The sequence below is a fragment of the Caballeronia arationis genome (assembly GCF_001544975.2).
In the GTDB taxonomy this organism is placed as follows: domain Bacteria; phylum Pseudomonadota; class Gammaproteobacteria; order Burkholderiales; family Burkholderiaceae; genus Caballeronia; species Caballeronia arationis.
The window spans coordinates 1-12,742 of record NZ_FCOG02000001.1 but is presented as its reverse complement, the minus strand read 5'-3'; the positions used below and the strand labels follow the sequence as shown (position 1 = coordinate 12,742).

Genomic DNA, 12,742 nt, shown 5'->3' with positions numbered 1-12,742 from the left:
GCGATTTTTCGCGAGTTGTGAGGGGTCCACGCCCCACGTACACTCGCGGCTCTTTAACGAGATGCCGCGCGCATTCGCTGCTGCCATGACTCCTGCGTCCCCTTCCTCCGCCGAATCGAACGTTCCGCCCGATCGCCACGCCGCGCGCGCGCTCGTCGCCTCGATGCTCGGCTACGCGATGGACGGCTTCGACCTGCTGATTCTCGGCTTCATGCTGCCCGCGATCGCCGCCGACCTGCATCTCACCTCGACGCAGGCCGGCTCCCTCGTCACATGGACGCTCGTCGGCGCGGTGGCGGGCGGGCTGATTTTCGGCACGCTGTCCGACTACTACGGCCGCGTGCGGATGCTCACCTGGACGATCCTGCTGTTTGCCATCTTCACCGGCCTCTGCGCGCTCGCGCAGGGTTTCGGCGACCTGCTGTTCTACCGGACCGTGGCGGGCATCGGGCTTGGCGGCGAGTTCGGCATCGGCATGGCGCTCGTCGCCGAGGCGTGGCCGGCCGAGCAGCGCGCGCGGGCGTCGTCGTATGTCGGGCTTGGCTGGCAGGCGGGTGTACTCGCCGCCGCGCTCCTCACGCCGCTCCTCTTGCCGCTGATCGGCTGGCGCGGCATGTTCGCGGTCGGACTACTGCCGGCGGTTGTGTCGTTCGCGGTGCGGCGGCGCGTCGAGGAACCGGCGCTCTTCACGGAGCGCGCGAAGGCGAGCCGCGGGTTTCCGCTCAGGCGTCTGTTCCACGATGCCCGCACGACGCGCGCGAGTCTCGGCGTCGTGATCCTTTGTTCGGTGCAAAACTTCGGCTACTACGGCCTGATGATCTGGTTGCCGAGCTATCTGTCGAAGACCTTCGGCTATTCGCTGACGAAGTCGGGCGTCTGGACGGCCGCGACCGTGCTCGGCATGGCGCTCGGCATCTGGCTCTTCGGCATCGCCGCCGACCGCTTCGGCCGCAAGCCCGCATTTCTCGCGTACCAGATCGGCGCGGTCGTGATGGTGTTCGTCTATTCGCATTTGACGACGCCGTTCGCGCTCCTGATCGGCGGCGCGGTGATGGGCGTCTTCGTGAACGGGATGATCGGCGGCTATGGCGCGCTCATCTCCGAGCTTTATCCGACCGAAGCGCGTGCGACCGCGCAAAACGTGCTGTTCAACATCGGACGCGCGGTCGGCGGCTTCGGGCCGGTGGCCGTGGGCGCGCTTGCTGCGCGCTACTCGTTCGCGGCGGCGCTCGCGCTTCTTGCGTCGATCTACGTGCTAGACATCCTCGCGACGCTCTTCCTGATCCCCGAGCGGCGCGGCGCTCAATTGCAGTGAACCGCGCGTGAAAAGCGTACGCATCGCGAGTGCTTTCGTCGAAGGAAAGCCCGTCCGATAAGGGTTTCACCCTGTCCTTCAACTGCGCGATTCCGCGATTGCTGCTTCGCGTCAATGCATGCGCGGGGTGTACACTAATTCTCCCAAAAAAAGAGCTCTGTCCGCCGCTGCCATCCCGCAACGGCGAGACGACGCGCCTACCGGCGCGCCGGGTGCCGCCGTATCCCATCGATCGATCCATCGATTTACACCCCGCGGCTGCGTGCAGGCAGCGAGGCCCTTCTCGAAAAATTTCCAACGTCTCCAGGCTAATCATGGACGAACAACTGAAGCAAAGCGCCCTCGCATATCACCAGAATCCCCGGCCCGGCAAGATTTCCGTCACGCCGACCAAGCCGCTCTCCAATCAACTCGACCTTTCGCTCGCGTACTCGCCGGGCGTGGCGGCCGCGTGCATGGCGATCTTCGACGAACCGCTCGACGCGCAGAAGTACACCTCGCGCGCGAACCTCGTCGGCGTGGTGACGAATGGCACGGCCGTGCTCGGACTCGGCAACATCGGGCCGCTCGCCGCCAAGCCGGTGATGGAAGGCAAGGGGTGTCTGTTCAAGAAGTTCGCGGGCATCGACGTGTTCGACATCGAACTCGCCGAGACCGATCCGGACAAGCTCGTCGAAGCGATCGCGATGCTCGAACCGACTCTCGGCGGCATCAACCTGGAGGACATCAAGGCGCCCGAGTGCTTCTACATCGAGAAGAAGCTGCGCGAGCGCATGAAGATTCCCGTTTTCCACGACGACCAGCACGGCACGGCGATCATCGCGTCGGCGGCGATTCTCAACGGCCTGAAGGTGGTCGGCAAGAAGCTCGATGAAGTGAAGCTCGTGTGCTCGGGCGCGGGCGCGGCGGCGATTGCATGTCTGGATTTGCTCGTCGACCTCGGGCTCAAGAAGTCGAACACGCTCGTCGTCGATTCGAAGGGCGTGATTTACGAAGGGCGCGGCAACCTGGACGTGTCGAAGGAGCGCTATCAAGCGAGCACCAACGCGCGCACGCTCGCCGACGCCATCGATCAGGCAGACGTGTTCCTCGGCTGCTCGAGCGCGGGCGTGCTCAAGCCCGAGATGGTCAAGGTCATGGCCGACAAGCCGCTGATCCTGGCGCTCGCGAATCCGGAGCCGGAAATCCGTCCCGAAGATGCGAAGAAGGTGCGCCCGGACTGCATCATCGCGACGGGCCGTTCGGACTATCCGAACCAGGTCAACAACGTGCTGTGCTTCCCGTTCATCTTCCGCGGCGCTCTGGATGTCGGCGCGACCACGATCACCGAGGAGATGAAGCTTGCGTGCGTGCGCGCGATCGCTGAACTCGCGGAAGAAACCGATCAGGGCGACGAAGTCGCGAAGGCGTACGAAGGCCATTCGCTGGAATTCGGCCCCGAGTACCTGATTCCGAAGCCGTTCGATCCGCGTCTCATCATCAAGATCGCGCCGGCCGTCGCACAGGCCGCGATGGACTCGGGCGTCGCGACGCGCCCGATCCAGGACATGGACGCCTATCGCGAGACCCTTGGAGCGACGGTCTATCGCACCGGCATGGTGATGCGGCCGGTGTTCCAGGCGGCGAAGGCGGCGCCCGCGCGCATCGTGTTCGCCGAGGGCGAGGACGAACGCGTCCTGCGCGCCGCGCAGTTCGTGCTGCTGGAGAAGATCGCGAAGCCGATCATCGTCGGGCGGCCGGCGGTCGTCGAGATGCGGCTAAAGAAGATGGGCTCGAAGCTGAAGGCGGGCACCGACTTCGAGATCGTCAATCCCGAGGACGATCCGCGCTATCAGAAGAGCTGGCAGGAATATCACACCATCTCGGCGCGCGAGGGCGTGACGCCGGAGAGCGCGAAGGCGGCGCTGCGCAAGTTCAACACGCTGATTGGCGCGATCCTGGTTCGCATGGGCGACGCCGACGGCATGATCTGCGGCCTGATCGACACGTATCACGATCACCTGAAGTTCGTCGAACAGGTACTGGGCAAGGCGAAAGGCGTGGAGAACTTCGCCGCGATGAACCTCCTGATGCTGCCGGGCCGCAACCTCTTCATCAGCGATACGTACGTGAACGAAGTGCCGACACCCCAACAACTCGCCGACATGACGATTCTCGCGGCGAGTGAAATCGAGAAGTTCGGCATCCAGCCGAAGGTGGCGCTGGTGTCGAATTCGAACTTCGGCAGCGTGCCGACCGCTTCGGCGAAGCGCATGGCGGAAGCGCGCAAGCTGATCGCGGAGCGGGCGCCGCATCTCGAAGTCGACGGCGAAATGCACGGCGACGCGGCGTTGTCTGAAGCGGTGCGCAAGGCGTCGTTCCCCGGCACGACGCTGCATGGCGAGGCGAACCTGCTGATCATGCCGAACGTGGAAGCGGCGAACATCACGTACAACCTGCTCAAGATGGTGAGCGGCGAGGGCGTGACGGTCGGGCCGATCCTGCTCGGGACCGACAAGCCGGTGCATATCCTGACGCCGGCCGCGACCGTACGGCGGATCATCAATATGACCGCGGTGGCTTCGGCGAACGCGCGAGTGGGGAAGTGATCGAAGGCTGATCGCGCGTCGAGTGGTGCGCGTGAGGTGATGGTCGCGAACGGCGATCCGGAGAAATCCGGTTCGCCGTTTCTTTTTCGAGCGTGCTGGCAGAACGAAAAAGGGCGGTCCGCAAGGACCGCCATTGTTTTTCCTGAAGCGGGAACTTCAGGCCACTTGCCGCGCCTCGCCACCACGCCCATCGCGCCACCGAGCGAGCAGCGCGTCCCACTTCGTCTTCGCCGCCCGCACGTTGTTGTCCTTCACGTGGCCGTAGCCGCGCATCGAATCGGGCAGACTCGCCAGTTCGATCGCCAATGCGAGCTTCTGCGGCGTCAACCCGGCGACCAGTTCCTTCACGAGCGCCTCATACTCGACGATCAGCGAACGCTCCATCTTCCGTTCCTCGGTCTTGCCGAACATATCGAATGCCGTGCCGCGCAGGAACTTCATCTTCGCGAGCACTCGCATCGCGGGCAGCACCCACGGGCCGTACTGCTTCTTGACGAGGTGTCCCTTCGCGTCCTTCTTCGAGAACGCCGGCGGCGCGAGGTGGAACTTGATCTTCCAGTCGCCTTCGAAACTGCTCTTCACCTTTTCGACGAACGCCGGATCGGCATAGAGACGAGCCACTTCGTACTCGTCCTTGTAGGCCATCAGCTTGTGCAGGTTCTTCGCGACAGCTTCGGTCAGCGCATACTGCCCGTCGCCGATGTCAAGCTCCGCTTCCGCCGAGCGAACCTGCGCGACGAGACGTCCGTACCGCGCAGCATATGCCTCGTTCTGATAGTCCGACAGATACGCGAGACGCTTTTCAATCAGCTTGTCGAGCGCCTTCGGCGAGTGCAGCGCGATGATCTTGCTCGACCCTTCCTGTGACGGCGCGCGTCCCAGCGAACCCACGATACGTCGAACGGATTCGAGATCGTGCGCGGCGCGACGTCCCCATTCGAACGCCGCGAGATTCTTCTCGACCTGCACCGCGTTCAGTTCGATCGCGCGCACGAGCGATTCGTGACGCAGCGGCACCCAGCCGCGCTGCCACGCGAAGCCGAGCACGAACGGGTTCGTGTAGATCGCATCGCCGAGCAGCGCCACGGAGAAGCGGTTCGCGTCGACCATCGCGACGTGCTCGCCCGCCGCCGCGCGGATGTCGGCTTCGGCGCTCGCACCCGGGAAGCGCCAGTTCGGGTTCTTGATGAATTCGGCAGTCGGCGTCTGCGCGCTATTCACGACGACGCGCGTGTGATCCGGCTGCATCCGCGAACCGCATTCGTCGCTGGCGGTCACGATCGCATCGCAGCCGATCACAAGATCCGCCTCGCCCATCGCGATACGCGTCGCGTGGATGTCGGCGGGCTTGTTCGCGATCTGCACGTGGCTCATCACGGCGCCGCCTTTCTGCGCGAGGCCGGTGACGTCGAGCACGGTCACGCCCTTTTGCTCCAGGTGCGCGGCCATGCCGAGCAGCGCGCCGATGGTCACGACGCCCGTCCCGCCGACGCCCGTCACGAGCACGCCATAGGGCCGTGCAATCTCGGGCAAGTCCGGTTCGGGCACGGCGGGCATCGCGTCGCCCGCGACGCTCGACGCCTGCGGCTTCTTCAACTGCCCGCCTTCGATCGTCACGAAGCTCGGACAGAACCCGTTGAGGCACGAATAGTCCTTGTTGCACGTCGACTGGTTGATCTGGCGCTTCGTGCCGTACTCGGTGTCGAGCGGTTCGACCGACAGGCAATTCGACTTCACCGAGCAATCGCCGCAGCCTTCGCAGACTGCCTCGTTGATCACCACGCGCTTCGCCGGATCGGGGAACGCGCCGCGCTTCCTGCGGCGGCGTTTTTCGGTCGCGCAGGTCTGGTCGTAGATCAGGATCGACGTGCCGGAAATCTCGCGAAGCCCGCGCTGGATCTCGTCGAGCTTGTCGCGATGATGCACGTCGATGCCCGGCGCCAGTCCGACGCTCGCCGTGTATTTCTCCGGCTCGTCGGTGACGATCACGATCTTCGCCGCGCCCTCTGCCGCGAGCTGGTGCGTGATCTGCGGCACGGTCAGGACGCCGTCGACCGGCTGGCCGCCCGTCATCGCGACCGCGTCGTTGTAAAGAATCTTGTAGGTGATGTTCGCCTTCGACGCGATCGCCGCGCGGATCGCGAGCAGGCCCGAGTGGAAATAGGTGCCGTCGCCGAGGTTGGCGAATACGTGCTTGTCGTTGGTGAACGGCGCCTGGCCGATCCACGCGACGCCTTCGCCGCCCATCTGGCTGAACGTGCTCGTGCTGCGGTCCATCCACACGGTCATGTAGTGGCAGCCGATGCCCGCCATCGCACGCGAACCTTCCGGCACGTTCGTCGACGTGTTGTGCGGACAGCCCGAGCAGAACCAGGGCTTGCGTTCCGCTTCGACGCGCGGCTTCGCCAGCGCGCGCTCCTTCGCCTCGATCACCGCGATGCGCGTCGCGATGCGCGCACGCACTTCGGCGGGCAGGTCGAACTTGTCGAGGCGGGTGGCGATCGCCTTCGCGATGATCGCGGGTGACAGTTCATAGTGAGCAGGCAGGAGCCAGTTGCCCATCGGCACTGACCATTCGCCGCCTGCGCCGTCCTTCTCGTCGAACTTGCCGTACACGCGCGGACGCTGCGCATCCGGCCAGTTGTACAACTCTTCCTTGATCGCGTATTCGAGAATCTGGCGTTTCTCTTCGACCACCAGAATCTCTTCGAGCCCGTGCGCGAACTTGTGCGCGCCCTGCGCTTCGAGCGGCCACACGCAACCGACCTTGTACAGACGAATGCCGATGCGCGAGCAGGTTTCGTCGTCGAGACCGAGGTCCGCGAGCGCCTGACGCACATCGAGATAGGCCTTGCCCGCCGTCATGATGCCGAAGCGGGCGTTCGGCGCATCGATCTCGATGCGATCCAGCTTGTTCGCACGTACGTAGGCGAGCGCCGCGTACCACTTGTAGTCGAGCAGGCGGGCTTCCTGGACGAGCGGCGGATCGGGCCAGCGGATGTTCAAACCGCCGTCGGGCATCGTGAAGTCGGTCGGCAGGACGATTTGCGTGCGATGCGGATCGATGTCGACCGAAGCCGACGATTCCACCACGTCGGTCACGCACTTCATCGCGACCCAGAGGCCGGAATAGCGGCTCATCGCCCAGCCGTGCAGGCCGAAGTCGAGATATTCCTGCACGTTCGACGGAAACAGCACCGGCAGGCCGCAGGCCTTGAAGATGTGTTCCGACTGGTGAGCGAGCGTCGAGGATTTCGCGGCGTGGTCGTCGCCGGCGAGCACCAGCACGCCGCCTTGCGCGGACGAACCCGCCGAATTGCCGTGCTTGAAGACGTCGCCGGAGCGGTCGACGCCCGGGCCCTTGCCGTACCACATCGAGAACACGCCGTCGTATTTGGCGCTCGGGTACAGATTCACCTGCTGCGATCCCCAGACAGCCGTGGCCGCGAGGTCTTCGTTCACGCCCGGCTGGAACACGACCTGATGCGCGGCGAGATGCTTCTTCGCCTTCCAGAGCGACTGGTCGAGACCACCAAGGGGAGAACCGCGATAGCCGGAGATGAAACCGGCGGTGTTGAGCCCGGCGGCCTTGTCGCGTTCCTGCTGCAGCATCGGCAGGCGAACCAGCGCCTGGATGCCGCTCATGTACGCGCGGCCGCGTTCGAGCGTGTATTTGTCGTCGAGTGTGACGGATTTCAGCGCGGCTTCTAGCGAAGCTCTTTGTTCTGCGTCTAGCGGGGCATTCATTATTTGTACTCCTCCACCCAGTTTGGGATCACCAAAGCATTCTGTGGGCCGCTGCATCTTGTGGACGCGTTGGCCGGGATTGTGAGTGTGCCGAGTCGCGCGCGTTTCGGGCAGTGGTAAAAACCCGCTGAAAAATCGCACGCTTCTTTCAGTTTATGTCGGTTTGTTGACGTCTTCGAGTGCTTTTGCGCACCGATGTTACGAGAAGTAAAAACGACCGGTCGATGGAACTGACCGACGGTATCCTGTCTAACCTCCCGCTTGCGCACCTTTTTGCGTACCGAATTTCGGAGTCAGGCTTCACGAAGCAGCACTAGCAGTACCCATGTAGCACGCAGTCAGAAGGAGAAAACAATGAAGCAGCGCCATATCCAGAGCTTTTTGATGGTTTCGGCCGCCTTTTTCGCAATGAACGCACCCATTCGCGGCGGCAACGCCAGCCCCTCGCAGATCAACGCATCGCCCGCGCAGCAGGTCGCGCAGTTGCGCGTGCAGGTGGCGGACGCCCGCAGCATCAGGCAGGACGCGTCGCAAGCCGACGACGAAGCGGAAGACTAATCACCCGGCGGCCTGCTCGACACCTGTTCTGTCAGCATGAGCCGTCAAAAACAAAAAAGGCGAGGATCGATTCGATCGCTCGCCTTTTTTTGTGTGTCCAGCTTTAGCTGGTCGTCGTGTCTTTCAGCACGCCGCGGCGCATCTGGTCGAGTTCGATCGATTCGAAGAGCGCCTTGAAGTTGCCTTCGCCGAAACCCTGATTGCCCTTGCGCTGGATGATCTCGAAGAAGATCGGTCCGATCTGGTTCTCGGTGAAGATCTGCAGCAGGATTTCGTCCGAGACTCCGTCGATCAGAATTCCGCGCTTCTTCAGTTCGGCCACTGATTCGCCGTGATTCGGCACGCGACGGTCGACGAGCTCGTAATACGTGTCGATGGTGTCGAGCAGCGCGATCTTCGCGACGTTCAGGCCGTCAACGGTGTGGTAGATGTCGTCGGTGCCGAGCGCGATGTGCTGGATGCCTTCGCCGCGATAGGCGTCGAGATATTCCTGGATCTGGCCGGCCGTCTCCGAGCCTTCCTCGTTGATCGGGATACGGATCTTGCCGCAGGGCGACGACATCGCCTTCGATTTCACCGCCGTCACCTTCCCTTCGATATCGAAATAGCGCGCTTCGCGGAAGTTGAAGAGCCGTTCGTAGAACTCGGCCCATTCGATCATGCGGCCGCGATGCACGTTATGCGTCAGGTGATCGATGTAGGTGAGTCCGTGGCCGACCGGATTCTGTTCGGCGCCGGGAATCGGCTCGAAGTCGACGTCGTAGATGCTGATATCGCCAATGCTGCCCGGCTGCGCGCCGTTTTTGCCGCGCCAGCGGTCGACGAAATAAATCAGCGAGTCGCCGATGCCCTTGATCGCCGGGATGTTCAGTTCCATCGGGCCGGTCTTGTTGTCGAAGCCCCACGCGCCGAGTTCGAGCGCGCGTTGGTACGCCTTGCCCGCATCGGCGACGCGAAACGCAATCGCGCAGATCGACGGTCCATGCAGGCGCGCGAAGCGCTGCGCGAACGAATCGGGCTCGGCGTTGATGATGAAGTTGATCTCGCCCTGGCGATACAGCGTCACGTTCTTGTGACGATGACGCGCGATTGCGGTGAAGCCCATCTGCTCGAAGAGCTTGCCGAGTGCGACCGGATCCGGTGCGGTGTATTCGATGAACTCGAAGCCGTCGGTGCCGACGGGGTGGTCCCAGCCCTGAAAAGTCATCTCGTCTCCTTCATCTCTGCGCAGAAATAATGAGATGAAGTGTACGCAAGCCGGCCCGACGAAAGCTTGCGAAATAAATCGCCGATGAATACGATTGCGCAAGTTGCTGCTGCATTCTAAAAAAACGGAGACAGAAAATGGCCGATACCGAACTTGACGCGATCGATCGCAAGATTCTCGCCATTCTTCAGGAGAACGGGCGGCTGTCGAATCAGGAAATCGCGGAGAGGGTGAATCTGTCGCCCAGTCCGTGCCTGCGACGCATTCGGCGGCTGGAGGAAAGCGGCGTGATTCGGGGCTACGTGGCGTTGCTCGATCCGCAAAAGCTCGGGCTCGGGCTGCTGGCCTATGTGAACGTGCGGCTGGAGAAGCGCGGCGGGACGGCCGGAACGCGCTCGCCGAATCCCGCGACACACGCCGACCTGTTTCGCGAGGCGGTGCGCGCATGGCCGGAAGTCGTCGCCTGCGACGCGATGACGGGTGACATGGACTACCTGCTACGCGTTCAGGTGGAAGACATGGCGCACTTTTCGCGCTTCGTGCAGGACCAGCTGCTGCACCATCCGTCGGTGATCGACGTCAAGACGAGCTTTTCGCTCGAACGCATCAAGGAAACGACCGCGCTGCCGCTGCTCTGACGCCGTCGCCGGTTGTTGTCGGTGCAGCACAAAAAGAAGAAGGGCGGTCATGGCCGCCCTTTTGTCTGGTCCCGCTCACAACGCCAACTCCGCGTTACTTTACGCAGCGTCCGCCGTGGGCATGAACGCATTGAACATTTGCGACGCACGGCGCGCCTGGCGCTTGATCGCGTAGTCGAACGAGGCTGCCTGCTCCTGCAGCATTTCCGCGATGAGGCTCGACTGATCGGCTGGCGTGAGCGACAGATACGCGTCCGCTTCGCCGTAGGCGTACTCGATCTTCATGCCCGATTTCTTGGCGATGTGCATCATCGTGGAGTTGCGCGACAGGCAGTGCATGTAGAGCATCGATACCTGCGTGTTGCGACTGCGGATGGCGGCGCGCTCGAACAGCTTCGTGCCGATGCCGCGGCCGCGCGCGCTCTCCAGCACGGAGACGCCGAATTCGGCGGTGCGCTTGTCGCCTTCGGCCGGCAGGTAAGCCAGATGGCCGACGCCGATCAGTTGCAGTTCGTTGTCGAAGACGCCGAACACGGTGTCGCGCGCGAAATCGATGTTGCGCACGTAGTTGTCGATCACGTGGTCCGGCACGATCTGACCGAAACGCAGTAGGCGGTCGTCTTCGTCGAGCGTGAGAAAGTGGGTGAGGAGACGCTCGCGGTCGCCCGAAGACAGCTCGCGAACCAGAACCGGCCGGCGACCGGCATCCGGCAGCGCGCGGTCGGCTGCGACGATGGGTGCGGCAAAGCGGTTGAAAGTGATGTTCACGTTGGGTTCTCCTTGATTCGTCATGCGACGCGTGCTGCATCGCAAAACGAATTTTACCCGATTAGTGAACTTCGGATACGGGAAAACCCTTAAAACGACCTCGAAGCGACCTTCTAAAAAGGTGCACAAATATAAAAATATCGCTATAAATCAATGATTTATTGGATGTGTCTCAAAACAACGTTCACAATTTGTAACACCGTGCTGTAGCGCAGCAAATCACTGATCGCCGATGAGCCCGTGCTCGATCACGTCGACGACCTGCTCCGCGAACTCGCGATAGCCCAGTTTTCCACCCGGCTTGAGCCAGGTGAATGTCCAGTTGATCATGCCGAACACCATCATCGTCAGCGCGGTCTGGTTTTCCTTCGTCGCGCGCTTCGGATAGGCGCGCGCCAATTGTCTGGCGAATGCGGCCACGATATCGCGCTGCCGGTCGAGCACGATCGTGCGCTGGACGTCTTCGAGATACTTCACGTCGTTGAGCAGCGCCACGTGCCGGCTGTGCGACGTCTCGTACTCCGCGAGAAACGCGCGGACCAGTTCGGCAAACGCTTCCCGCTCCGAGAGGCCGCGTCGCTGGCTCGCGCCTTCCACCTCCGCGATGATCAGCATCAGGCGCTTGGTGTAGCGGTCGAGCAGATCGAAGAGAATCGCTTCCTTGCTCTCGTAGTAGTGGTACAGGCGCGCCTTCGACGTGCCGCTCGCCGCGGCGAGGTCGGCCATCGAGGTGCTCGGATAGCTCGTCTGGGCGAATTTGGCGGCGGCGAGTTCGAGAATCTGTTCGCGCTGGGTGTCGTGATCGGGCGCTCTTGTGCGGGCCATTGAGAAGTCGAATACGTTTTTAGTCGGAGTTGCCGGCGCTGCGCCGGAGGTCTGCGTTGACGATGTCGCCGGGTTCGCCGCGAAGTTTAAGCCGTCCCGCCATCGCCAGCTCGCGGCAGCGCCAGAAGGCGATCGAATCGCTGACCATGAAGCCGGATTCGGCGCCCATCACCTGTCCGGCGATGCGGCGCGCCGGCTGCCAGTCCGGCGTGACGATGACGAGAATCGCCTCATCGATCTCCGCGTAGGTGCCCGCGACGAACGTGTTGTCCTGCCAGCGCCGCGTTTCTGCGTTCACGTGCTTCGCCTCTTGCCATTCGAGCGCGAGGCGTCCGATGCGCAGCACCGAGATCGGCGCGGCACACGGCAGCTTCGCGAGCAGTTCCTCGGCCGAGAACATGCCGACGGCCGTCGCGCCGTCCTTGCGGCCGCGACGCCGCTCGTGGCCCTCGGCGTCGGTGACGAAGGGGAGATCGCGTTCGGACAGTTTCGCTTCGTTCAGCCGCTGCGGCGCATTGCGCAGATGATAGGCGACGCGCCTGAGCGCAAGCTGATCCGACGCGCTCTGGCCGTGCCAGACAACGATCTGCGCCTCGTTGCGCACGAGGCCTTGCAACTGCGTTTCCTGCTGCTCGAACTCGGCCTCGAAGTCGATGCCGTCGCGCGCGAGCACGTGACGCCAGAACGCGGCGCGCGTGTCGGGCGCGTCGTCGACGTTGCGGATCGGGCCGATCGCGAGATCGTCCTTCAGCGCGACGACGCGTTCGTCGCGGCCCGCGAGCTTCAGCGCTTCGCGAAGGGTGTCGGCGGCGTGATCGCCGTTGGTGACGTGGATGATGCTCATCGTAGGGATGTCCGCTGACGAAAGCTGGCCGGAGGCAGGCGTGCGAAACGCAGGCCACAAAACAAAAGGACCGCACGAAGCGGCCCTAGTGTAAGCCAACCTTCATGTCGATCAACGTTCGTCGTAACTCACGACTATGCGATCGCTCACCGGATGGCACTGGCACGTCAGCACATAGCCATCGTCGATTTCGTGCTGTTCCAGCGTGTAGTTCTTTTCCATCTTGACCTCGCCTTCGAGCACCTTCGCTCG

10 protein-coding genes are annotated in these 12,742 nt (G+C 63.0%); 4 read left to right on the top strand and 6 right to left on the bottom strand.

What is annotated here, in order from left to right; all coding sequences use genetic code 11:
- Window positions 1–85 precede the first annotated feature (85 nt).
- A complete protein-coding gene (locus tag AWB81_RS00045; RefSeq protein WP_062631860.1) occupies window positions 86–1,315 on the top strand; it encodes an MFS transporter in 1,230 nt (409 codons plus the stop codon).
- A 314-nt stretch (window positions 1,316–1,629) separates the two neighbouring features.
- Window positions 1,630–3,903 (top strand): NADP-dependent malic enzyme, encoded by a 2,274-nt coding sequence (locus AWB81_RS00040; protein WP_062631859.1) that lies wholly within the window; start codon window positions 1,630–1,632, stop codon window positions 3,901–3,903.
- Between the two features lie 156 nt (window positions 3,904–4,059).
- Here the strand turns inward: AWB81_RS00040 and AWB81_RS00035 are convergent, their stop codons facing one another.
- A complete protein-coding gene (locus AWB81_RS00035) occupies window positions 4,060–7,650 on the bottom strand; it encodes an indolepyruvate ferredoxin oxidoreductase family protein (protein WP_062631858.1) in 3,591 nt (1,196 codons plus the stop codon).
- Window positions 7,651–8,004: 354 nt separating this feature from the next.
- On the opposite strand from AWB81_RS00035, the gene AWB81_RS00030 reads away from it, so the two are divergent.
- On the top strand, window positions 8,005–8,208 hold the full coding sequence (locus tag AWB81_RS00030) for a hypothetical protein (RefSeq protein WP_062631857.1): 204 nt from the start codon (window positions 8,005–8,007) through the stop codon (window positions 8,206–8,208).
- A 103-nt stretch (window positions 8,209–8,311) separates the two neighbouring features.
- Here the strand turns inward: AWB81_RS00030 and hppD are convergent, their stop codons facing one another.
- The gene (hppD, locus tag AWB81_RS00025; RefSeq protein ID WP_062631856.1) at window positions 8,312–9,415 is read right to left on the bottom strand and encodes a 4-hydroxyphenylpyruvate dioxygenase; all 1,104 of its coding nucleotides are present in this window, start codon (window positions 9,413–9,415) and stop codon (window positions 8,312–8,314) included.
- 137 nt (window positions 9,416–9,552) lie between these two features.
- Here hppD and AWB81_RS00020 point away from each other — a divergent pair, with 137 nt between their 5' ends.
- Window positions 9,553–10,053: an Lrp/AsnC family transcriptional regulator gene (locus tag AWB81_RS00020; RefSeq protein WP_062631855.1), complete on the top strand. Its 501-nt coding sequence runs from the start codon at window positions 9,553–9,555 to the stop codon at window positions 10,051–10,053.
- A gap of 99 nt (window positions 10,054–10,152) precedes the next feature.
- On the opposite strand, the gene AWB81_RS00015 is transcribed toward AWB81_RS00020, so the two are convergent.
- From AWB81_RS00015 to AWB81_RS44200, 4 genes are all read right to left on the bottom strand, one after another.
- Window positions 10,153–10,845, bottom strand: coding sequence for a GNAT family N-acetyltransferase (locus AWB81_RS00015; RefSeq protein WP_374730461.1), 693 nt, complete (start codon window positions 10,843–10,845; stop codon window positions 10,153–10,155).
- Between the two features lie 195 nt (window positions 10,846–11,040).
- Window positions 11,041–11,646: a TetR/AcrR family transcriptional regulator gene (locus tag AWB81_RS00010; RefSeq protein WP_062631854.1), complete on the bottom strand. Its 606-nt coding sequence runs from the start codon at window positions 11,644–11,646 to the stop codon at window positions 11,041–11,043.
- 19 nt (window positions 11,647–11,665) lie between these two features.
- Complete coding sequence (locus AWB81_RS00005) at window positions 11,666–12,490, bottom strand: DUF1835 domain-containing protein (RefSeq protein ID WP_062631853.1); 825 nt, start codon at window positions 12,488–12,490, stop codon at window positions 11,666–11,668.
- Window positions 12,491–12,601: 111 nt separating this feature from the next.
- Window positions 12,602–12,742: 2Fe-2S iron-sulfur cluster-binding protein (locus AWB81_RS44200; protein ID WP_327371244.1), on the bottom strand; the 141-nt coding region annotated here is incomplete at its 5' end.